Origin of the sequence: Amycolatopsis orientalis DSM 43388 (genome assembly GCF_000411975.1) — a bacterium.
Taxonomy (GTDB): Bacteria; Actinomycetota; Actinomycetes; order Mycobacteriales; family Pseudonocardiaceae; genus Amycolatopsis; species Amycolatopsis orientalis_D.
On record NZ_ASXG01000065.1, the window covers coordinates 19,542 to 39,509 of the forward strand.

A 19,968-nucleotide genomic window follows, 5' to 3' on the forward strand; every position below is an offset into this window, starting at 1 on the left:
GCGGTCACGCGTTGGGAGCGGCGGCGGTGCCCGCTCCGCGTTCCCGCAGTGCCGGAGTGGTGTGCGCCGCCTGCGGCTGCTCGCCCGCGCCGAGGACCTCGAAGCCGGCGTCGGCGATCATTTCCAGATCGGCCTTCGCGGCCTGGCCCTCGCTGGTCAGGTAGTCGCCGAGGAACAGCGAGTTCACCACGTGCAGCGCGAGCGGCTGCAGCGACCGCAGGTGCATCTCGCGGCCGCCGGCCATCCGGACTTCCGTTGCCGGGCAAGCGAACCGGGCGAGCGCGAGGATGCGCAGCGCGCGCAACGGGCTCAGCTCCCACGTCCCGGCGAGCGGAGTGCCCTCGAACGGCATCAGGAAGTTGACCGGGATCGAATCGCTGCCGAGGTCGCGCAGCGCGAAGATCGCGTCGATCAGCTCGTCGTCGGTCTCGCCCATGCCGACGATCAGGCCGGAGCACGCGGAAAGCCCGGCGGACTTGGCCTTTTCGACCGTGTCGACGCGGTCGTCGTACCCGTGCGTCGTGCAGATCTCGGAGTACCGGGACTCGCTCGTGTTCAGGTTGTGGTTGTACGCGTCGACCCCGGCCTCGCGCAGCTTCTCGGCCTGGCCGTCCTTGAGCAGTCCGAGGCAGGCGCACACCTCCACGTCGGAATGCGCGGACTTCACCGCCTCGACGGCTTTCGCGACCCGGTCGACGTCGCGGTCGCTCGGCCCGCGTCCGCTCGCGACCAGGCACACCCGCGACGCGCCGCCCTGGATGCCCGCGCCGGCCTGGCGCGCGGTCTCCTCGGCCGACAGCCACGAGTACTTGAGGATCTGCGCGGACGACCCGAGCCGCTGCGAGCAGTACCCGCAGTCCTCGGGGCACAGGCCCGATTTCAGGTTGACCAGGTAGTTGACTTTGACCTTGTTGCCGAAGTGCGCGCGCCGCAGCCGTCCGGCAGCCGCGACCAGGCCGAGCACGTCCTCGTCCGGCGCTTCCAGCACCGCGCGGGCGTCGGTGCGGTCGAGTACGCCGCCGGCCAGCTGCCGGTCGGCCAGGTCGTCGAAGGTTTTGAACACCTGTCAAATCCTAGGCGGCCGACCGGCCGGAAGCAAGCGGCGGGCAGAATGAGCGGGGTGAAGGTGACGCGAGACCAGATCGTCGACCGGGCGTACGAGCTGCTGGCCGAAGCCGGGCTGAGCAGCCTGTCGATGCGGCGGGTGGCCCTCGACCTGGGGGTCCAGCCGGGTGCGCTGTACTACCACGTCGCCAGCAAACAGGAGCTGCTCGCCGTCGTCGCCGCGCGGATCCTGAAGGGGCTGCCCGCGGTGGCGAAGGATCCGCGCGAGGCGGCCGAGGACTTCCGTTCGGCGCTGCTGCGAGTCCGCGACGGGGCCGAGGTGGTGTCGTTCGTGCAGGCGTACCGGCCGGATCTGCTGGTGCCCACGAACGCCTTGCGCGAGCTGTTCGCCGGGAAGTTCGACGAGCGGCGAGCGGAATGGGCGGCGCGGACGGTGGTCCGCTACGTGCTCGGGTTCGTCGCGGAAGAACAGAACCACGCGGAGCTGGTGCGGGCCGGGATCGTCGAGGACGACCCGGCGCGCGGCGAGGATTCGGACGAGGCGTTCGGGTTCGGCATCGACGCGATCCTCAGCGGACTGTCCGGCTGACTACTCCGCGGTCGACCGGTCTTCGTCCTCCTCTCCGGCGGCTTCGAGGATGTGGCAGAGCGGATCGCGGATGACCAGCGGGGTCCCCTCGCTCACCCGGCCGGTCACGCGCAGCACCTGGCCCGGTTCGAGATCGGGGTGGGCTTGGCTGAACTCCAGGGCGACCGTCGCGGTGTCGTCGGTGAGCTGCGCGGTCAGCACCGGGCCGGGAGTGTCCTCTTCGGACAGTGCGAGTTCCTGGAGCCGGCCGTCGATGCTGACGTCGGCGCCGGGGCGCAGTTCGGCGATCGCGCTGGGCCGCAGCTCTGCCTTCTCCGCCTTCTGGGTAGTGCCGATGCGGGTGAGCAGCCGTTCGACCGCCGCGGTGGCGCGTTCCTCGGGCAGGTGCGGCATGAGCGTGCGGATCCGGGTCTGCACGTCGTACGGCACGATGGTCGCCGCGGCCTGCGGGATGCGGCTGACGACCCGGGCGATCCGGTCCGCGGTCCGGTCGTGCAGCAGCCGCCCGAGCAGCGGCGCGTAGCTTCGCCGCGGCAGGAGCACGGTGATGCTCGTCCGGTCCGCCTCGGCGATCGCCTTCTGCACCAGCGTGTAGGCGGCCCGGGCGATCCGCCGGTCGGGCACGTCGATCAGCCGCAGGCCGGTTTTCATGCCGAGTTCTTCCCAGCGGGCGCGCAGCCGTTCGGCGGCCTGCGCGTCGATCACGAAGTGCACCGCGGTCACCTTGTCCGGCCGGAGGCTGTTGCCGTAGCGCAGTGCTTCGAGGACGGCCAGGTCGATCGTGTTGACCAGCACGAAAACCTGGTGCCGCGCGTACCGCGTCGGGTTGGCTCCGCGCGCGGTGATGCGTTCGAGCACGGCGGCTTCGGCGCGGTACTCGCGGTTGAGCCGGATCAGCACGAACACGAGGACCGGGAACACCACGACGACCAGCCACGCGCCCTCGGTGAACTTGGCGATGGCGAAGATGCCGACGACCACAGTGGACAGGATTCCGGCGGCGAGGTTGATCGAGAGCTTGAACCGCCAGCCCGGTTCGCGCAGGCGCAGATGGTGTTTGGTCATCCCGTATCCGGCCATCGCGAAGCCGGTGAAGACGCCGATCGCGTAGAACGGCACCAGTGCGGTCACCGTGCCGCCGGAGAAGAAGAGCAGGGCGACGGCGAGCACGGTCAGCACGAGGATGCCGTTGGAGAACACCAGCCGGTGCCCTCGGGTCGTCAGCTGGCGCGGCAGGAACCGGTCGCTGGCCACGAAACTGGCGAGGAACGGGAAACCGTTGAAGCTGGTGTTGGCTCCGGTGTAGAGGATGAGCGCGGTCGAGGCCTGGATCGCGACGAACATCGCCTGCCCGAACCAGCCGTCGCCGAACACCGCCCGGGCTTCCTGCGAGACCACCGACGGATAGCCGCTCGCGTACGGCGTCGCGTGCGTGTAGAAGGCGAGCAACGAGACGCCGCCGACCAGGACGCCCAGGATGACGGCCATCGTGACCAGAACCTTGCGGGCGTTGGGGCCGCGCGGGCTGCGGAACGCGGACACCGTGTTGGAGATGGCTTCGACGCCGGTCAGCGACGAACCGCCGTTGGCGAAGGCGCGCAACAGCACCAGGACCGTCGCGCCGGCGATGAGGCCGTCCCCGTGCTGGACCGGCACCGCGCCGGGCAGGTGGGCTGCGTCGTAGGCCGGCAGGCCGACCGTCAGCGCCTTGACCAGGCCGACCACGATCATCACCAGCATCAGCGCGGAGAACAGGTAGGTCGGAACGGCGAACGGACGGCCGGCTTCGCGCAGGCCGCGCAGGTTGGCGTAACAGAGCAGGACGACGATCGCGATGGTGATTTCCAGGCTGTACGGCCCGAGTGCGGGGATCGCGGACACGACGGCGACCGTGCCCGCCGAGGTTTGCACGGCGACGGTCACGATGTAGTCGATCAGCAACGCCGCCGCGGCGACCTGCGCGACGCGCGGCCCGAAGTTCTCCCGCGCGACGACGTACGACCCGCCCGCGCGCGTGTAGGCCATCACGACCTGCCGGTACGACGCGGCGACGAGCACCAGGATGACGAGGATCACGCCGGTGACCGGCAGCACGAGGCTGAACGCGGCGAGCCCGGCGTAGGGGAGCAGTTCGACGAGGATCTGCTCGGTGCCGTAGGCCGACGACGAGATCGCGTCCGGGGAAAGGACGCCGAGGGCGGTCGTATTGGAAAGCCGTTCGTGCGTCAATTGCGCGTTAATGAGCGGTTTGCCGAGAAACAGCCGCTTCAGCGCGTACCCGAACGCGCCAGGTTCCAGGCGGCGCTGGGGTTCTTCCATGTCTGTCACGGGCTCAGCATGCACGCGCGACCTGCCTTGCACGCGCTGGGCGGCGAGATCAATCCCATTCTGAAATGCGTTAAGAAACCGCCGTCACTCTTGCGTCAGAAGGGCATTAAAACCGCGGTCGGCCGCGTTAGGATTTCGTCAAGAGGGTGGTCTTCCTGGCGCGCCGGGCTCAGGGCTAGGCTGGTCCGGTACCTGGCTTTTGCGGAGGAGCGCGCCCGTTGTCGCAGTCGTCCGGTCCGGTGTCGCGGATGGAACGGCACCAGGTCGTCCTCTATCTCGGCGCGCTGGCTGCCGGCACCCTGGCCGGCTGGCTGGCCCCGGCGGCCGGACCGGCGCTGGAACCGGCGATCAACCCGGTGCTGGCGGCGCTGCTGTACGTCACGTTCCTGCAGGTGCCCGCTGCCGACCTGGGCCGCTCCCTCCGCGACGGCCGGTTTCTCGGCGCGGCGCTGGCGGTGAACTTCGCCGTCGCGCCGCTGGTCGTCGCGGCGATGTCCCTCTTCTTCCCGGCCGGGCAGGCGCTGCGGCTGGGCATGCTGCTCGTGTTGCTGGCCCCGTGCGTGGACTACGTGATCGTCTTCAGCGGCCTGGCCGGCGGCAGCAGCCGCCGCCTGCTCGCCGCGACGCCGGTGCTGCTTCTCGCGCAGATGCTCCTGCTGCCCGGGTTCCTGGTCCTTTTCCTCGGCCCGGACCTGGCGCGGGTCGTGCGGGCCGGGCCGTTCCTCGAAGCGTTCCTCGTGCTGATCGTGCTCCCGCTGGCACTGGCCTGGCTCACCCAAGCCTGGGCGAGGCGGCACGCGACCGGCCGCCGGTTCGCCGACGCGGCCGGGACCGCGATGGTGCCCCTGATGGCCGCGACGCTGGCGACCGTGGTGGCGTCGCAGACCCCGAAGCTCCACAGTGGACTCGGCCCGGTCGCGCCGGCGGTGCCGTTTTACGTGGTTTTCCTGGTGGCGATGGCGTTCGCGGGCTGGGGCGTGGCGCGGTTGTTCCGATTGGACGTTTCAGCCGGGCGAGCGATCGTCTTCACCGGGGCGACGCGGAATTCACTGGTGGTGCTTCCGCTGGCGCTCGCGCTGCCGGACGAGTTCGCGGTCGCCGCGGTTGCCGTGGTGACGCAGACGTTGGTCGAGGTCGTCGGCATGGTCTGCTACGTCCGGCTAGTGCCCCGGTTGCTGCCGTAGCCGGGGATACAGGTGCGCCGGTTCGCCGCGGTCGAGTTGCGCGCGCAGGCGGGCGGCTCCGTCCGGGAGGAACGGGGTGAGTTCCGTTGCCAGTTCCCGGCAAGTGCTGAGGACCGTCCCGAGTGCTTCGGCCAAGTCGTCGCCGCTTAACGTCCAGGGCCGGGTTTGCTCGACGAACCGGTTGGCGTCGGAGATCACCTCGACCACAGCACCGGTGGCGGCGCGGAAGTCGAAAGCGGCGAGTGCCGCGTCGATCCGGTCGGCGAGCGTGCTGACTGTCCTTAGCGGACTTCCGGCGGCGGCCCGGCCGGTGCGGTGGGCGAGACTGTGCACGCGACGCACGAGATTGCCGAGACCGTTGGCGAGTTCGTCGTCGGCGCGGGCGACCAGTCGCGCTTCGGTGAAGTCGGTGTCGCCGAGCGGCGCGACTTCGCGCAGCAGCCACCAGCGGAGCGCGTCGGTGCCGTACCGGTTGACCAGGTCCGTCGGGCGGATAGCGTGGCCCGCGCTTTTGGAGATCTTCGCGCCGTCGAGAGTCAGGTAATCGTGCACGAAGATGGTGTCCGGCAGTCGTTCGCCCGCCGAGAGCAGCAGCGCGGGCCAGTAGACGGCGTGGAAGCGGAGGATGCCTTTGCCGATCACGTGCACTCGCTCGGCCGCCTCGGCCCAGCGGGCCGGATCGGCGGTGAGGTAGTTGGCGAGCGCGTCCCACCAGACGTAAATCACCTGGTCCGGATCGCCGGGCACCGGGATGCCCCAGCCGTCCGAGCGCGCGGCGGGCCGGGACACGCTGAGGTCGGACAACCCGGACCGGACGAATCCCAGCACCTCGCGAAGCCGCGCGGCGGGTTCGATCCGGAGCCGGCCGGATTCCAGCAGCTCCCGGATTTCGGTTTCATACCGGGAGAGCCGGAAGAACCAGTTCTGTTCGGTGACCACCTCGGGCGGGGTTTCGTGCTCCACGCAGTGTTCGTCGTCCGCGTAGAACTGTTCGCAGCCGAGGCAGTAGCGGCCGGTGTAGTCGCGCCGGTAGAAGTCGCCGCGCCGGGCGCTGGCCTGCCACAGCCGTCGGACGCCTTCCCGATGGCGGCGATCGGTGCTGGTGCGGATGACGTCGTCGACAGCGAGTCCGAGCGGTTCGTGCAGCGCGTTGAAGCGGGCCGCAACCTGGTCGACGAACTTCTGCACCGGAACGCCTGCCGCCCGTGCCGCAGTGACGTTCTTGAGGCCATTGTCTGTGTCTGATGCGCCGGCTCCGCCGTCGCGGGCGGGATCGCCTTTAAGTCGGCGTCTGGCGGAGCAGTACACCCGGCCCGGGGGCCGTGCGCACTGCTCCGCCAGACGCCGACGCGATCCCGCGTTCGGGTCGGGTGAGCGCGCGACGCTGGATCCCCGTGGCGCAGCCTCAGAACCACTGGTTTTCCGTCAGCGTCCGGTGGTGCCGTCGATCAGTTCGCGGAGGATGTCGGCATGCCCGGCGTGCCGTCCGGTCTCCTCGATCAGGTGCGTCAGCGCCCAGCGCACGCTCGGTCCGTCGCGGCCGGGCAGCGGGGCGGCGAGATCCGCGCAGCTGTCCAGGACTTCGTTCGCGAGCTTGCCCGCTTCGCGATAACGGGCGACGACCTCGGCGACGCTGTCGTCGGTACGGAACGTCGCGGGCCAATTGTTCACTGCCTCGCCGAGAAACAACGACCGCTCCACGAACGCAAGATGGTTGAGCAGGCCGGCCAGATTCGTTCCGGACGGCACCGCGGCGGCGTGGGCTTCGGCTTCCGGCGCACCCTCGACCTTGGCGGCGACTGAGGTGCGGAGGTAGTCGAGAAATCCGCGCAGGACTTCGGTTTCACTGCTTCCGGTGCGGGGCGGCGGGGTGTCGCGACGGCGGGCCACAATGGTCTCCTTCGGGGTTCAGGCGGCGCGGCGGAGCAGCAGGACATGGTCGACGACCTCGGCGGTCTGGCCGCCGGGACCGGTGGCGAGCCGGGTGGGGGAGTCCGCGCGCTCGACGGTCCACTCGGCCGGGTCGAGGGCGAGGTCCGCGGCGATTTCCGCCGGGCCGGGGAAATGTGCGTCCGGATCCTGGTTCCACGACCACGGCGCGCTCGAGCCGTGGTCCACGACCAGCAGCCGGCCGCCGGGCCGCAGCGCGTGCGCGGCGGTGCGCAAGATCGCCGTGCGGTCCCAGGCGAAGGGGGTCTGCAGGTAGTGCGCGGTCACCAGGTCGAATTCGCCGGCCGGGAAGCTGACCCGCAGGTCGTGCCGCACCGCGGTGATGCGCGGGCCGGAGAGGCGGTTGACCGCGACCGTCGAGAGGTCGGTGGCGGTCACGTTCCAGCCGCGTCCGGCGAGCCAGCGGGCGTCGCCGCCGTTGCCGCAGCCGAGGTCCAGGGCGTCGCCGGGCGGGAGGGCGGAGACGGTTTCCACGAGCCGCGCGTTCGGCCGCGGGTCGGCGGGCGGCCGGGCGGCGTGCACTTCGTCCCAGAACAGGGTCTCGTCGTCGGTGGTCATCGGTCGGCTCCTCAGGTCGGGTGCGACCAGAGTCGCCGGGGCCGGGCCGCGAGCGCACGGGATCTTGCCGGAACGGCAACTCCCCGCCCGGTCACCCGCTGTGGCAGCGGGGCGGGGTTTCGCGCGACCACGCGCACGGCTGCCGCGTCCCGCCGAGCAGGACCAGCACGTCCGGGCTGACGCCCGCGCGCACCCGGGAGGCCAGCTCCGGCGAGGTTTTCCGCAACGCCGAGTAGACCGCGCGGACCAGCCACCTCGCCGCGCGCGGGGAACGCCTGGTGCGCAACGAGATCTCGATCAGGAGGGCCTCGCGGTCGCACGTCCGGCCGCGGCTCGGCGCGACGATGCCCAGCCGGGTCTGCTCGGCCAGAGGAAGACATCGCAGCAGGCTGTCGACGACGCAGTCGATCGCGAGCCGGTTCAGTTCCGTGCGGGGCGGGCGAGGCCCGGGAAGAATTTCCTTCCGCACCACCATGGGCCATCAACTCCTGGCCGCAGAGTAGCCGACCCGCCGCGCCGGGCGCTGTCCCGGTTCCGTGCGACGGAAAACGATCCGGCGGTGGTCCATTGTGGACGGACTCAGCCAGGGGAGCCGGACAGGACGGCGAGCCGGTCGAGGGATGCGCGGATTCGCGCCGGCGTCTCGGTGCGGTCCGGCCCGGCCGGTGCCGAAAGGTGCAGGGTCGCGTGGCTCGTGCCCGCCGCGCCGGAGGCGACCTGGAGCCAGCCGCCGTCCCATTCGAGCCGCAACCGGTCGCGGTGCCCGGACGGGCGCGCGGCGACCGGCTCCGGCAGCCATTCCTTCTGGTGCGCGATATCCGCTGCGACGGCGTACACGTGCTCCGCGGGCGCGGGCATCCTCCGCTGCCCTTCGAACTCGCTCATGATTTCGGCTACCCGTTTCGCCGGTGCGCGAAACGGGAGAGTCTACAGTGGACGCTCACGGACGGTGATCGCCCCGGGGGTGCTGGTTCACGCCACCTCGCGCAGGATGGCGTCGAGGTCGGCCGGGGTGCCGAGGGTCCGCAGCTCGGGCGGCGCGAGGCAGCCGATCCGGTGGTCGTCGTCGCGCACCGCGGCGGCGAATTCCGCGACGCGGGACGCGGGCGGCGCGATCGAGGAGCCGCCGAGGTAGCGGATGACGATGAGGTCCTCGCCGGAATGCGTTTCGACGGCCGCGGCCCAGCCGTGGATCTCGTCCCAGAGAAGCGCGACGTCGCGGCCCGGGTAGGCGGGCAGGTGGCCGTCGAGGGCGACGTAGGCCGACACCGGGGTGTCGTGGTCGACGGTGCAGGACTCGAGGCCGATCCCCAGGGTGCCAGTGACGTCGGCGAGGTAGTTCCACAGGCGCACGAGGGCGGGGTGCGACGGGCTGGTCTGGGCGGTGTGCAACGGCAGGGACACGGGGACAACGCCTTTCTCGCGAAGGACTGACGCGGGCCAGGGGCGGCCTGCTCCGCGCCACGGGCCGCATCCGGCGGCGCGGCGGGGCTTTCCGGCTAGCGGCCGGAATCCGCCCTCGCGGGCGGCCCGGACGTGATTCCCGGTGAAGGGCCTCGGGAAACCTGCGGAACGCGGGGAATCGGCCCGCGGGATCGGCAGGACATCGGTTCACCTCCGCCGCTCGACAGGGGACGCCCTTTTCTTCTAGCATGTCATCACAACGATGACAACTGCCGAGTCGTCGAGAGGATGACGCGATGACAGAGGTGGATCCCGGTGCGCTCGTCCAGGGCGTCCGCGAGGCGGTGCTGGCCGCCCGGGACGGCGGGGCGGGCGCCGACCGGTCGCTGGCCGCGCTGTCGGCGCTGCGGGCGCTGCGCGACCAGCTCGGCGAATGGGAACCGGAGCTGATCGCGGCCGCGCGCGCGGGGGGCGCGAGCTGGGCCGCGCTGGCCCCGGCGCTGGGCGTGGCGAGCAGGCAGGCGGCGGAACGCCGGTACCTGCGGCTGCGGCCGTCGGCGACCGGGGAGACCACCGGCGAAGCGCGCGTCGACGCCGAACGCCGCCGCCGCGCGGGAGACCGGGCGGTCGCGGACTGGGCCCGCCGCAACGCCGCGGTGCTGCGCCGGCTGGCCGCGGAGGCCAGCGCGGCGCCCGACCTGGACCCCGCGGGACAGGAAAGCGCCGACCGGCTCGGGGTGGCGCTGGGAGAGGACGATGTCACGAACCTGCTGCCGCCGCTGGCGGACGTGCGCGTGCATCTCCAGCCGCGGCACGCCGCGCTGGCGGACCGCGTCGGGGAAATCGGCGAGCACACCGACCGGCTGCGCCAGAACGCGGCCGGACAGCGGCGCGGCCGTTCGCGCTGAGCGGCTGCACTGTTCGCATCGCGGCTCGTCCGCCGGGGTATGTGGCCTGCGAGGGTGCTGGCCGCGCTAGGACGCGAGGCGGTGGTGCCATGTGCCCGGATTGGGCGGCGAGACCGTGGGTTGGCCGGGCGCGGACGCATCGTGGTGGTTGGTCGCATCGTGGCTGGTCCGCCTGGGTGTGTGGCTGTGAGGCTGCTGGGCGGGCGGGGACGGGAGGCGGTGGTGCTACGGCCTGGGGCGGAGCGAGTCGGGCTCGTCGCGGACGGTCGGCGGGTCTGGGTTGGAGGCGAGGCCGTCGGTTGGCCGCGTGCGGACGGGGCTCGGCTATGGCCAAGTGCGTTGCGCGCGTCGTGGCCGGTTTGCGCAGGTGCGCGGCTGTGAGGCCCTTGGGCGAGCGAGGATGTGGTGCCACGGCCCGTGACGAGGCGAGTCGGACACGACCGGTCGTTCTGCCCGGCCAGGACAGCGAGCGCGCCGACGGATCGCGCGAGGCCCGTCGGCCAGCGATGCGGCCGCCCGGAAGGAGCCGGTCCGGATGTCCCGCTGGCAGGGACACGGCACGAACCTCGCCGCGCCGGCGTGTACTCCGATCGGCCCAGCGGGATCCCGCCCGGAGCGGCAAGAAGCCCCGCGGCGGTGAGCCGAACGTCTCTTCCCGGGCGCCCCGCGCTGCCGACGCTCCCGCGATCCGAGATCATTTCCCCGGCGGCATTCGTGCGAGCCGCCGTCGTAGTGCATGCTATTCGCGGTTGAGCAGCCAGCCGCGTACTTTTCCTGCCCGGACGCAGGCGTTCCGGGCTCCCTGAGGAGGGAAAGAGCGATGAGTGAGCTGACCGACCCGGTGATCGACCCGCCGGGTTCGCTGTCGATCGAACGGGCCGACCGCTCGTCCGCGGCGGTGCTGGCCCTCAGCGGGGATCTGGACCTCGGGACCGCCCCGAAATTGACGGCCGCGGTCGCCGAAACCGTCTCCGGGAAGCCCCCGGTGCTGGTGCTGGATCTGACAGGGGTCGAATTCCTCGCCTCGGCGGGGCTGACCGTGCTGCTGGCCGCGTGCCGGGAAGCGCCGGAGGGGACGCAGGTGCGGATCGTCGCGTCCGGCCGGGCGACCCTGCGGCCGATCCAGCTCACCGGGCTGGAGGGGAGCCTCCCGCTGTACCGGACGCTCGAGGAGGCGCTCGCCGCGGAGTGATCAGCGCGGTTCTGCCCCCGCAGTGCGCTGGAGCACCACGAGTGCGACATCGTCCTGCGGGGGCCGGGACCCCACCATCGCGGCCATGAGCCGGGCGCAGACCCGTTCCGGGTCCTCCGGCCGGAGCAACGCGGCGAGCTGGTCCATGCCGGTGTCGACGAGCCGGTCCCGGCGCTCGACGAGACCGTCGGTGTAGAAAGCGGCGACGGCCCCCGGCGGCAGTTCCACCGTGGTGGTGCGCCGCTGCACGGTGGCCCCGACGGTCAGGCCGACCGGCGGATCCGGCGGAGCGGCAACGAGTTCGGCCGCCTTGTCCGGCGCGGCCACGACCGGCGGCAGGTGCCCGGCGAGCGACAGCGCCATGCTTCCGTGGCCGGGTCTGAGCACCCCGTACGCCACCGTCGCCATCACGCCGTGCTCGAAGTGGTTCGCCTTGCGGTCGAGCTTGGCGAGGACTTCGGCGGGATCGTCGCAGTCGAGGGCGTACGCGCGCAGTGCGCTGCGGAGCCTTCCCATGATGACCGCGGCTTCGAGGCCGTGCCCGGACACGTCGCCCATCACGATGCCGGTCTGGTCGCCGGGAAGCCGGAAAACGTCGTACCAGTCGCCGCCGAGCCCGGCCTCCGCGCCCGGCACGTAGCGCGCGGCCAGCCGGAGGCCCTCGATGACCGGCAGGACGCCGGGCAGCAGGCTGCGCTGCAACGCGATGGTCGCGGCCTGGTTCTGGTGCATGATCTCCGCCTGCAGCACGGCGGCCAGCCGGTCGGCGAGCAGCCGCAGGGTTTCGACATCGGTGACGGTGAATTGGCGCTTGCGCACGGTTCCGATGTGCAGCACGCCGACCAGCTCGGTGCCGGCCAGCATCGGGACGCCGAGCATGGTGTGCAGCCCGCGTTCGGACAGCAGCGCGTTGAGCACCGTGGTCTTGTCGACCTGGTCGATGACGACCGGTTCCCGGCGCGCGGCGACAGTGCCGGCGAACCCCGCCCCGACCGGAATCTGGACGCCCTGGTAGACCTCCTCCTCGAGGCCCGCGGCCGCCACCGCGACGAGGCGCTGCCACCGGGAATCGTGCCGCAGCACGGTGGCGGTGTCGACGTCGAGGACCGTGCAAGCCCGGGCGAGGATCTTCGTGAGCTCCTCGCTGAGATCCGCGTTGCTCGTCCCGGATCCGAGGATTTCGTCCAGGCGAGTCCGCGATTCGGGCTCCTGCGCGTGCGGCGGCATGCAGTGACAGTAACCGAACCCTCGCCGCGGTCCAGAGACACGCGGCGGCAGGTGTGAAGTCGGCCCGGTCCGGGTACGCCCGATGGGGCACCGACGAACTCGAGAACAAGAAGGGGATTTCCCCACGTGATGTCAAGCGGCTGCGACGAGGCGCGGCGAAGCGCGGCGGCGTTTTCCGGCACCGGCGGCTCTCCTCGGCTCTGCGCGCCGTCGGGCCGGAGGGCTGGCCCCCATCGGAAGCACTGGCTGTGACCGGCCAGGACTCCGGGGCGGCCGGGGCGCCCTGGGAACTGGACCTGCGGGGGACCGCCGTGTCCGCGCTGCCGCGCGTGCGCGCGTGGGCGGGCAAGTCCCTGGGCCATCTGTCGCCCGACCATCTCGCGGACGTCCTGATGGTGATCGAAGAACTCGCGTCCAACGCCTACGAACACACCTCGGGCCCGTCCTGCGCGCGATTGACCGTCCTGTCCCGCCCGTGCGTCGTGGTGATCGAAGTGGACGATCCCGAGCCCGGGCGGCCGGAGGTCCGGCCGCCGAACTTCGAACGGGCGCGCGGCCGCGGAATGCTGCTCGTCGACCGGCTCGCCGACGGCTGGGGCGTGCACGAACACGCCGGCGGCAAGACGGTCTGGGCCCGGCTCGGCTGCGGCGTGCCGGAGCGGGAGGCGTGCGTCTCGTCCCGTTGACGGCGCGGGTTCACCGGCCCTGCTGCGGGTCGGAGTCGTCGTGTTCGTCGCCGGAGGTGCCTTGTTCGCCGCGGATCGTCTCGCGTTCTTCTTCCGGGGTGTCGCCGTAGACGTCGTCGGATTCGCGCGGTTCGGTCATGGTCTCTCTCCTTCCGTCTGAGGTTCGGGTACCCGGTGCGGCCGTCGGCAACCCGGTTGCCGTAGCGGCGGGATCGCCGAACGGGACCTCCGCCTGTGTCGCGCGGGCGGCCCGGCGACCCGCCGGATTCGGGGCGGTGCGGCGGAAATCGCGGTTTGCCCGCACCGGACGGGGGTATCCGGGCGGACCGACCGAGATGGAGGACCGCCATGACGATGTCCGTGCGCACCGCATCGGAGGCCCGGCCGCTGGGCAGAGTATTCCGGCTGCCCGGGGTCTACCGTCCGCAGGAGGACACTGCCCTGCTTTCCGGCGTGCTGGCCGCGGATGCCCGGATCGGGTGCGGCATGCGCTGCGCGGACCTCGGGACCGGCAGCGGCGCGCTGGCCATGGCCTTGGCCCGGACCGGCGCCACGGTCGTGGCGGCGGACATTTCGATGCGGGCACTGGCTTCCGCGTGGATGAACACGGTGCTGCGGGCGCTGCCGATCGGGTTGCTCCGGGGCGGCCTCGAGGAAACCGTGGAAGCCGGACCGTACGACGTGGTGGTCGCCAATCCTCCGTACGTGCCGTCCCCGACGCCGACAGTCCGTTCGACGCGTGCGTGGGACGCCGGGCCGGACGGCCGCGCGATGCTGGATCCGTTGTGCGCGGCCGCTCCTTCGCTGCTGACCCGCACCGGCGCGCTCTACCTCGTGCAGTCGACAATGTCCGATGTGGACAGGACCCGGTTCGCGCTGGCCGCGGGCGGGCTGCGCAGCGAGGTGCTGGCGCGGGCGGAGATCCCGTTCGGACCGGTGGTCTCCGGACGGCTGGACTACCTGATCGAACGCGGTTTCCTGGCGCCGGGCGACCGCACGGAGGAACTGGTGGTGCTCCGTGCCACGCGATGAACGCCGGGTCCGGGTCGTGCCGGGCGGGCCGGTCCTGGTCGAGGGCCCGGTGGAAGTGTCCACTCCGGACGGCGGAACGGCGCGGTCGGACCGGTTCGTCGTCGCGGTGTGCGCTTGCCGGCGCAGCAAGAGGTTTCCGTGGTGCGACACGAGTCACCGGAAGCGGGTCCGGGGGAGCGGCTGACCCGCGCCCCGGCCTGGTCGCGGGTCGCGCGGCCAGGCCGTTCGCCTCGGTCAGGACAGGGGACGGCGCAGCGAGGAAAGCCCGGCCTGCCAGCAGCCGAGCAGGTGCTGGTCCAGCTGCGCTTCCAGGAAGCCGGTGGCCTGGACGCCGAACACGACGTCGGCCGCCAGGTCCGGTTCGCCGGCCAGCAGGCCGCCGACGACCTCGTGCCGCATGACCTGTTCGTGCACCGCGTCGGCCTCGATGTGCTCGGTGTAGAAGAACCGGCACGCCTCGGGGGCGTCGAGGCGGCGCAGGATCCGGTCCATCCGCTGCGCGCTCGGGGCGGTGGTGATCTCCGCGGCGGCGAAGTGCCCGACCAGCGCCCCGCGCGAGGCCCGGTGCAGGCCGAACATCGACATCATGTTGACCAGCGCGAGCATCGGCCCGGGAACGTGCTCCAGCAGCGCCAGGTATCCGTCGGGGAGGCCGGCCGCCGCGAGCAGGTCCGCGAACAGCTTGGCGTGCACCCGGTCGGCGTGCCCGCCGCCGAACTCGTCGAACTCGACCGCGACCAGCCCGGCCTTCGCCGGACCGGACAGCCGCGGGATGACCCACGCGTGCGGATCGGCTTCCTTGAGGTGGTAGACCGACCGGTGCGCGAACAGTTCCCGCACGTGCCACCATTCGCCCTCGGCCAGCAGGAAACCGATCGCGCCGGCGGCCTCGTGCTCGGTCAGCAGGGCGTCCAGTTCGGCGTCCGCGTCGGAGCCGCCGGGAACCGCGGCGCGCAGGGCGGACCGGAACGTGTTCTCCAGCTCCGCGCGGATTCTCAGCAGCGCGGGATCCCACTCGCGGTCCGCGTCGACGCCGGGCAGTCCGCGGTAGTGCAGTTCGTAGCAGAGGTGCAGGGCGAGGTGGAGGTCGTCGCCGAACGGATCGGCGTCGCGGAGGTCGACCGCGGTCTGCTGGCCTGGTTCGCGCAGGATTTCCAGCAGCGCCGCGGAGACCGGGCCGCGAGCGGTCGGCAGTGCGAGAAGGGAGGTCGTCATCGTCCCCGAGTACCCGCCTGGAGCGAGGTCACGCGTGGGACGGTGCGGGCGGCGAGCATCGCGACCACGCCGTCCGGTCCGGCTTTCCGCTGCGCGGCCGAGCCCGTTCCGTCCCGCAGCACGGCTCGGGCGAGCCGGTCCGCGAGTTCGTGGTCCCCGGCCGCTCGCAGGGCAGGCCGCGTGTAGCGAAGCAGCGCTGCGACCGCGTCGGCGGCGGGCTCCGGTTTCGCGCGCACCGGGTCGACGAGGGAGCCGGTGAGGCCGTGTCGGGTCGCCGCCCATACCGCGGCGGCCCCGAGCTGCGGATCGAGCGGCGGCGCCTCGATGCCGCGGTCGAGGTCGGCGAGTGCGGTAGCGACCAGCGCACGGGACAGGATTGCCTGGAGGAGCGTGCCGTCCACGGTCAACGGCACGTCGGCGGCCCGCAGTTCGACCGTCGGGTATCGAGGGGAGGGCCACGCGAGCCAGAACGTCTGCTCGCGGTCCAGCAACGCTCCGCACTCGACCAGCGAGTCGACGAGACGCCGGTGCTCGGCGTGCGAACTCGCGTGCGGGCAGAGCCCGGATCCGGGAAAACGCGTCTGCAGCGCCATTCTCCAGCTGTGCAGCCCGGTGTCCCGGCCGCGGTCGAACGGCGAGTTGGCCGACAGCGCGAGCAACACCGGGAGCCATCGCGCGAGGTGGTTCACGACCGCGACCGCGGTGTCCGGGTCCGGCACTCCGACGTGGACGTGGCAGCCGCAGGCCTCGTAATCGGCGGCGAGATCGCCGTAGTGCGCGTCGATCCGCGCGTACCGGTCCGGCGGCAGCGGCTCGGCGGGGGAGCGGAGGGCGCCGACCGGGCTTCCGGTGGCCAGAAGCGCGCAGCCGGCGTCGGCCGCCGCGCGGGAGAGCGCCAGCCGGCCGCGGCACAGCTGGTCGCGCAGCTGCGCCGCGGCCGTGCAGACGCCGGTGGCGTGTTCCACCTGGGTCGCGCGCAGTTCCCGGTGGACGGCCGCGCCGTCCGCGAGCTGCCCGACCGTGCCGAGGACCTCGTCCGCGACGGGCATCGGGCGGCCGTCGTCCGGCGCGGCGAGCAGGAATTCTTCCTCGACGCCGAGCGTGGGTACGTCCATCGGCACCTCCCCGGACCGGAGTACCCCCGGCTGCCGCGCGGCAACCCGGCAGTCCTTTCCGGACGGCGCGGCGTTTCCCCCGTACCCCGGCGGGTAACCGGCGCGGCAGTCCAGGAGGGCGTTCGACGGGCAGGAGGTTCGATGGGCAGGAGGTTCGATGGGCACTGACGACCGTCCGCACGACGCGGTGATGCCGACCGACGTGCCCCGGCAGCTCTCCTGGTTCGACCGGTTCGCCACGGCCACGAGCGGCTACATCTCGCACGCCTGGTTTTTCGTCGCGTGCGTCCTGCTGGTCGTGGTGTGGGCGCCGTCGATTTTCGCGTTCGGCACGGTCGACACGTGGCAGCTGGTGATCAACACGCTCACCTCGATCGTCACGTTCCTTCTCGTCGCGCTGCTGCAGAACACGCAGAAACGGGCCGACGAGGCGGTGCAGCACAAACTGAACGCGATCGCCGACGGGTTGACCGATCTGATGTCGCACGTCGGCGGCGACGATCCGGACGTCGACCGCGACCGCCGGGAATTGCGGCGAGCGGTCGGGCTGGAGGACCGGGAAAGCTCGGCGTGAGGTGTGCAACCGGGTGGTCTGGTTGACCGATCCGTCGCGCGCCGTACAACGCACGGCCCGCCGCTTTTGGTGCACGGCTTCGTAAATGCTTTCGCGTACGGGCTGACCAGCACGGACCTTCCGCCGCGCCAACGCCTTCTGGCGATGTTCGATCTGCCCGGTTCCGAACCGGGGGCACGCGCTCGGCTCCGGCGAGCGGGAATGTCCATAGTGGACTCGATGCGTTCCCGCCCGGCAGTCGGCAGCCGCGGGACGGTTGGCCGGGGAAGTGCGCGGCGGGCGGAGACCGGGCAAGGGCGGAGCCTGTGGTTGCGACCGCCCTTGCCCGAACCGGCCGGGAGGTCTGCCCGGCCGGTTCGTCCTCTTGGCGGCACCATCCTCCAGGCGGGCTCGTCGCACCGTGGAGGACGCTGCCGGGAAAGTAGGGAACGGGTCTGGAATTCCGCTGGTCAGCGAGTTGCTGGGCGTTCGGTGAGCGGTACTTCCCCGGCTAGGCGAGCTTCAGGAGCAGTTCGCTCAGCTCGACCGGCATCGTGATCATGCAGTCGTGTCCGGTCGGCAGCTCCCAGATCTGCGCCGGCGTCCCGTTCGGCTGGATCGCCGGGACCGGGCGGCGGATGATGCCCTTCGGGGTCGAGCCGACGCAGTGGATGTGCGTTTGCGGGATCGCTCGCGCGGCCGGGTTGTCGCACCGCGCCGGTTGTTGCAGGCAGCGCACCGGTTGGTCGGAAAGCGTTCCGCGCAGCCATTCGACGTCGGCCGGGTCGGTGACGCCGAACAGGCCGAACGGCGCGGGCTGTTCCGGCAGCGGCGGAACGCGCCATCCGTCGCCGTGCTGCGCGGCGAGGTCGATCAGGTTTCGGCTGACCGGCTGGACGTCGACCGCGGTTTCGCCGTGCTCGGGGACCATCGCGTCCAGGTACACCAGCTCGGCGACCCGGTCCGGCGCGTCGTTGGCGGCCGACGTGATCACCAGCCCGGCATAGCTGTGCCCGACCAGGACCACGTCTTCCTCGCCGCGGAGCACGTCCACGATGTCCTGGACGTGGGTCTCGAGCCCGACTTCGGGGCTGAGCAGGTGTTTCTTGTCGCCGTAGCCGGTCAGCGAAGGCGCGAGCACCCGGTGCCCGGCCGCCTCCAGCAGCGGGACCACGCGGTCCCAGGCCCGGCCGCTGTGCCACGCGCCGTGGACCAGCACAAACGTCGTCATGGGGGATTCCTCGTTCTCGGCTTAGCGGTTACCGGAAGTAACCCGGTACTGTTCGAGAACCATCGTGATCGTCCGCGCCGCGGCGGACAAGAAGGCACTAATTAGTGCCCCGGTTCTCCGGAGGTAACCATGGCCGACGACGTGTGCCGGACCCGAGTGGTCCTGGAGATCGTGGGGGACAAGTGGGCGCTGCTGATCGTCCGGATGCTGCGCGACGGCCCGCGGCGGTTCACCGAGCTCAAAAGGGAGATCGAGGGAATCAGCCAGCGGATGCTCACCGTCACCCTGCGGGATCTGGAACGCGACGGGATTCTCACCCGGACTGTGCACAATGTCATGCCGCCGCACGTTTCCTACGAGCTGACGGACATGGGCCGGACCCTTCGCGAAGCGGCCGCGCCCTTGCTGGAATGGAGCGTCGAGCATTTGGCGAAGATCGAAAAGGCGCGCGTGGACTACGACTCCCGCTCGAGGGAGTGAGCCGGTTCGCGGCGGCCGGAGGTTCCGTAGGCCGGTTGCCGCACCCAGGATGCTCAACGGTGGAGTTTGGTTCGTTCCTGCTTGCCGTTGCTTGACAGAGCGCGATTCTGGACGTGCGGTGTGCCGCGGGGTCGTCGCTGTTTCGCCTATGTCGCAAGGCAAGGGGACACATCGCGGGCTGCCGGTTGGATCGGGTGGTCGCGTGGGCGGGCTGCTCTGTTCGACCGAGATCAGCGGAAACCGGCCAGCGCCGGACGACGGGCCGGTGCGGTGCGCCCGAGCCCAACTTTGTCCGGGGACGTACTATCGTGGCCGGGCAGGGATGCAGGGGACAGGCTTCGGCGGGCCGGACGGGCTGCCGCGGCGAGGGTGCGTAGTTAAGGTCGAGGGATGTCGACAGCAGTGGGTGGGTCAGCGAAAGGCGGCTCGCGGGCGGGGCGGCGGGTCAGCCTGGAGGCGCCCGCGGATCTCGCCGCCGCGCCGGGGTACGGAGCTCGGCGGCTGTACCAGGCTTATCTGGCGGCCTGGAATCGGCATGTCGACTCGGTGCTGACCGGGCCGCAGTTCGCGGTGTTGTCGGCGGTGCGGGCTTATCCCGGGTTCGACCAGACGGCGTTGGCCAAGGCGGTCGCGTTGGACACGTCGACGATGGCTGATGTGTGCCGGCGGCTGGAGAATCGGGGGCTGATCGCCCGGGGGTCCGCGCCGCACGACGCTCGGGCGAAGGTGCTGACGCTGACCGAAGACGGGCTGGCGGCGTTTCGCGAGGTGACCCGGCGGACGCGGAAGCTGGATCAGGCATTGCTCGCGGACTGTCCGGAGGAGCGGCGGGCGGAGATCGCCGGGTTGCTGAACGAGCTGGGGGCGTTGTGGGAGGCGGTTGCGGAGAGGGCGGAGATCTGACCGTCTTGATCGGCTCGGCGGTTGTGGGCGAGCTTGGTTGTCGGCGAGTTTGGTTGTCGGCGAACTTGCGTCTCGTCGCCTGGTGGCGACATTGCGCCTCGTCGCTTGCGTGGGGCACCCCGAAGCCCATTGTGATGACGGACGGAGGGTGCTTGTCAAGGCGGGAAAGATGCCTTGACAAGCACCCTCCGTCCGCATTTTCGGCTTCGTATCGGGGTGCAGGGCCGGGTATGGCTGCCTGGGGCGTTGGGTGTGGCGGGTGCGGTTGGGTGAGGGCGGGCGGGGTGAGTGCGGTGGCTGCGGTCGGGCCGAGGTGAGTGCGGCGGCTGCGGTTGGGTGAGGGCGGGC

Annotated in this window: 23 protein-coding genes; 10 read left to right on the forward strand and 13 right to left on the reverse strand. The window is 71.4% G+C overall.

The features are described 5' to 3' along the window. Positions 1 to 4 precede the first annotated feature (4 nt). A complete protein-coding gene (bioB, locus tag L942_RS11435; RefSeq protein ID WP_037358689.1) occupies positions 5 to 1,063 on the reverse strand; it encodes a biotin synthase BioB in 1,059 nt (352 codons plus the stop codon). 48 nt (positions 1,064 to 1,111) lie between these two features. On the opposite strand from bioB, the gene L942_RS11440 reads away from it, so the two are divergent. Beyond that, positions 1,112 to 1,654 carry a TetR family transcriptional regulator gene (locus L942_RS11440; RefSeq protein WP_081655026.1) on the forward strand — a complete coding sequence of 181 codons (543 nt, stop codon included), beginning with the start codon at positions 1,112 to 1,114 and terminating at the stop codon, positions 1,652 to 1,654. Here the strand turns inward: L942_RS11440 and L942_RS11445 are convergent, their stop codons facing one another. Then, positions 1,655 to 3,973 (reverse strand): APC family permease, encoded by a 2,319-nt coding sequence (locus L942_RS11445; protein WP_037358692.1) that lies wholly within the window; start codon positions 3,971 to 3,973, stop codon positions 1,655 to 1,657. It abuts the gene before it with no gap. A gap of 257 nt (positions 3,974 to 4,230) precedes the next feature. Here L942_RS11445 and L942_RS11450 point away from each other — a divergent pair, with 257 nt between their 5' ends. Next, positions 4,231 to 5,166: an arsenic resistance protein gene (locus L942_RS11450; protein ID WP_037358732.1), complete on the forward strand. Its 936-nt coding sequence runs from the start codon at positions 4,231 to 4,233 to the stop codon at positions 5,164 to 5,166. Here L942_RS11450 and L942_RS11455 read toward each other — a convergent pair. From L942_RS11455 to L942_RS11480, 6 genes are all read right to left on the reverse strand, one after another. Next, a complete protein-coding gene (locus tag L942_RS11455) occupies positions 5,143 to 6,474 on the reverse strand; it encodes a methionine--tRNA ligase (RefSeq protein ID WP_268745719.1) in 1,332 nt (443 codons plus the stop codon). The genes L942_RS11450 and L942_RS11455 overlap by 24 nt on opposite strands. Positions 6,475 to 6,591: 117 nt before the next feature. Continuing rightward, the gene (locus tag L942_RS11460) at positions 6,592 to 7,056 is read right to left on the reverse strand and encodes a DinB family protein (protein WP_106964867.1); all 465 of its coding nucleotides are present in this window, start codon (positions 7,054 to 7,056) and stop codon (positions 6,592 to 6,594) included. A gap of 18 nt (positions 7,057 to 7,074) precedes the next feature. Beyond that, on the reverse strand, positions 7,075 to 7,674 hold the full coding sequence (locus tag L942_RS11465; protein WP_037358700.1) for a class I SAM-dependent methyltransferase: 600 nt from the start codon (positions 7,672 to 7,674) through the stop codon (positions 7,075 to 7,077). A gap of 91 nt (positions 7,675 to 7,765) precedes the next feature. Further along, positions 7,766 to 8,149: a DUF2267 domain-containing protein gene (locus L942_RS11470; RefSeq protein WP_037358702.1), complete on the reverse strand. Its 384-nt coding sequence runs from the start codon at positions 8,147 to 8,149 to the stop codon at positions 7,766 to 7,768. 104 nt (positions 8,150 to 8,253) lie between these two features. Continuing rightward, on the reverse strand, positions 8,254 to 8,559 hold the full coding sequence (locus L942_RS11475) for a hypothetical protein (protein WP_051165884.1): 306 nt from the start codon (positions 8,557 to 8,559) through the stop codon (positions 8,254 to 8,256). 87 nt (positions 8,560 to 8,646) lie between these two features. Further along, positions 8,647 to 9,072: a DUF6292 family protein gene (locus L942_RS11480; RefSeq protein ID WP_037358739.1), complete on the reverse strand. Its 426-nt coding sequence runs from the start codon at positions 9,070 to 9,072 to the stop codon at positions 8,647 to 8,649. Between the two features lie 302 nt (positions 9,073 to 9,374). On the opposite strand from L942_RS11480, the gene L942_RS11485 reads away from it, so the two are divergent. Continuing rightward, the gene (locus tag L942_RS11485) at positions 9,375 to 9,986 is read left to right on the forward strand and encodes a hypothetical protein (RefSeq protein WP_037358705.1); all 612 of its coding nucleotides are present in this window, start codon (positions 9,375 to 9,377) and stop codon (positions 9,984 to 9,986) included. An 820-nt stretch (positions 9,987 to 10,806) separates the two neighbouring features. After that, a complete protein-coding gene (locus L942_RS11490; protein ID WP_051165885.1) occupies positions 10,807 to 11,178 on the forward strand; it encodes an STAS domain-containing protein in 372 nt (123 codons plus the stop codon). Here the strand turns inward: L942_RS11490 and L942_RS11495 are convergent, their stop codons facing one another. Further along, a complete protein-coding gene (locus L942_RS11495) occupies positions 11,179 to 12,405 on the reverse strand; it encodes a PP2C family protein-serine/threonine phosphatase (RefSeq protein WP_037358707.1) in 1,227 nt (408 codons plus the stop codon). A gap of 53 nt (positions 12,406 to 12,458) precedes the next feature. On the opposite strand from L942_RS11495, the gene L942_RS11500 reads away from it, so the two are divergent. Beyond that, complete coding sequence (locus L942_RS11500) at positions 12,459 to 13,091, forward strand: ATP-binding protein (RefSeq protein ID WP_235079042.1); 633 nt, start codon at positions 12,459 to 12,461, stop codon at positions 13,089 to 13,091. A gap of 10 nt (positions 13,092 to 13,101) precedes the next feature. Here L942_RS11500 and L942_RS45855 read toward each other — a convergent pair whose 3' ends face one another. Continuing rightward, positions 13,102 to 13,230, reverse strand: a complete 129-nt coding sequence (locus tag L942_RS45855; RefSeq protein WP_268744698.1) for a hypothetical protein — start codon at positions 13,228 to 13,230, stop codon at positions 13,102 to 13,104. Positions 13,231 to 13,439: 209 nt separating this feature from the next. On the opposite strand from L942_RS45855, the gene L942_RS11505 reads away from it, so the two are divergent. Together L942_RS11505 and L942_RS11510 are read left to right on the forward strand one after the other, a co-directional pair. Further along, positions 13,440 to 14,123, forward strand: a complete 684-nt coding sequence (locus L942_RS11505; protein WP_051165886.1) for a methyltransferase — start codon at positions 13,440 to 13,442, stop codon at positions 14,121 to 14,123. Next, positions 14,110 to 14,307: a CDGSH iron-sulfur domain-containing protein gene (locus L942_RS11510; RefSeq protein ID WP_037358710.1), complete on the forward strand. Its 198-nt coding sequence runs from the start codon at positions 14,110 to 14,112 to the stop codon at positions 14,305 to 14,307. Before L942_RS11505 ends, L942_RS11510 begins: the two co-directional genes overlap by 14 nt. Positions 14,308 to 14,357: 50 nt before the next feature. Here the strand turns inward: L942_RS11510 and L942_RS11515 are convergent, their stop codons facing one another. Beyond that, positions 14,358 to 15,338 carry an iron-containing redox enzyme family protein gene (locus L942_RS11515; protein WP_037358712.1) on the reverse strand — a complete coding sequence of 327 codons (981 nt, stop codon included), beginning with the start codon at positions 15,336 to 15,338 and terminating at the stop codon, positions 14,358 to 14,360. Then, positions 15,335 to 16,453: a carboxylate-amine ligase gene (locus L942_RS11520; RefSeq protein ID WP_037358715.1), complete on the reverse strand. Its 1,119-nt coding sequence runs from the start codon at positions 16,451 to 16,453 to the stop codon at positions 15,335 to 15,337. The genes L942_RS11515 and L942_RS11520 overlap by 4 nt, the downstream gene beginning before the upstream one ends. Positions 16,454 to 16,610: 157 nt before the next feature. Here L942_RS11520 and L942_RS11525 point away from each other — a divergent pair, with 157 nt between their 5' ends. After that, a complete protein-coding gene (locus L942_RS11525; RefSeq protein ID WP_037358717.1) occupies positions 16,611 to 17,027 on the forward strand; it encodes a low affinity iron permease family protein in 417 nt (138 codons plus the stop codon). Between the two features lie 490 nt (positions 17,028 to 17,517). Here the strand turns inward: L942_RS11525 and L942_RS11530 are convergent, their stop codons facing one another. After that, positions 17,518 to 18,237 (reverse strand): alpha/beta fold hydrolase, encoded by a 720-nt coding sequence (locus L942_RS11530; RefSeq protein ID WP_037358719.1) that lies wholly within the window; start codon positions 18,235 to 18,237, stop codon positions 17,518 to 17,520. A gap of 129 nt (positions 18,238 to 18,366) precedes the next feature. Here L942_RS11530 and L942_RS11535 point away from each other — a divergent pair, with 129 nt between their 5' ends. Together L942_RS11535 and L942_RS11540 are read left to right on the forward strand one after the other, a co-directional pair. Beyond that, entirely contained in the window at positions 18,367 to 18,717 is a 351-nt protein-coding gene (locus L942_RS11535) for a winged helix-turn-helix transcriptional regulator (RefSeq protein ID WP_037358722.1), read from the forward strand. 402 nt (positions 18,718 to 19,119) lie between these two features. Then, on the forward strand, positions 19,120 to 19,620 hold the full coding sequence (locus tag L942_RS11540; protein WP_037358725.1) for a MarR family winged helix-turn-helix transcriptional regulator: 501 nt from the start codon (positions 19,120 to 19,122) through the stop codon (positions 19,618 to 19,620). The last annotated feature ends 348 nt before the right edge of the window (positions 19,621 to 19,968 follow it).

Bases quoted from the DNA above. Each gene is read 5' to 3' on its own strand.
- L942_RS11440 (WP_081655026.1), top strand. From the start codon at position 1,112: ATGAGCGGGGTGAAGGTGACGCGAGACCAGATCGTCGACCGGGCGTAC.
- L942_RS11445 (WP_037358692.1), bottom strand. From the start codon at position 3,973: ATGGAAGAACCCCAGCGCCGCCTGGAACCTGGCGCGTTCGGGTACGCG.
- L942_RS11450 (WP_037358732.1), top strand. From the start codon at position 4,231: ATGGAACGGCACCAGGTCGTCCTCTATCTCGGCGCGCTGGCTGCCGGC.
- L942_RS11465 (WP_037358700.1), bottom strand. From the start codon at position 7,674: ATGACCACCGACGACGAGACCCTGTTCTGGGACGAAGTGCACGCCGCC.
- L942_RS11470 (WP_037358702.1), bottom strand. From the start codon at position 8,149: ATGGTGGTGCGGAAGGAAATTCTTCCCGGGCCTCGCCCGCCCCGCACG.
- L942_RS11475 (WP_051165884.1), bottom strand. From the start codon at position 8,559: ATGAGCGAGTTCGAAGGGCAGCGGAGGATGCCCGCGCCCGCGGAGCAC.
- L942_RS11485 (WP_037358705.1), top strand. From the start codon at position 9,375: ATGACAGAGGTGGATCCCGGTGCGCTCGTCCAGGGCGTCCGCGAGGCG.
- L942_RS11490 (WP_051165885.1), top strand. From the start codon at position 10,807: ATGAGTGAGCTGACCGACCCGGTGATCGACCCGCCGGGTTCGCTGTCG.
- L942_RS11495 (WP_037358707.1), bottom strand. From the start codon at position 12,405: ATGCCGCCGCACGCGCAGGAGCCCGAATCGCGGACTCGCCTGGACGAA.
- L942_RS45855 (WP_268744698.1), bottom strand. From the start codon at position 13,230: ATGACCGAACCGCGCGAATCCGACGACGTCTACGGCGACACCCCGGAA.
- L942_RS11505 (WP_051165886.1), top strand. From the start codon at position 13,440: ATGACGATGTCCGTGCGCACCGCATCGGAGGCCCGGCCGCTGGGCAGA.
- L942_RS11515 (WP_037358712.1), bottom strand. From the start codon at position 15,338: ATGACGACCTCCCTTCTCGCACTGCCGACCGCTCGCGGCCCGGTCTCC.
- L942_RS11520 (WP_037358715.1), bottom strand. From the start codon at position 16,453: ATGGACGTACCCACGCTCGGCGTCGAGGAAGAATTCCTGCTCGCCGCG.
- L942_RS11525 (WP_037358717.1), top strand. From the start codon at position 16,611: ATGGGCACTGACGACCGTCCGCACGACGCGGTGATGCCGACCGACGTG.
- L942_RS11530 (WP_037358719.1), bottom strand. From the start codon at position 18,237: ATGACGACGTTTGTGCTGGTCCACGGCGCGTGGCACAGCGGCCGGGCC.
- L942_RS11535 (WP_037358722.1), top strand. From the start codon at position 18,367: ATGGCCGACGACGTGTGCCGGACCCGAGTGGTCCTGGAGATCGTGGGG.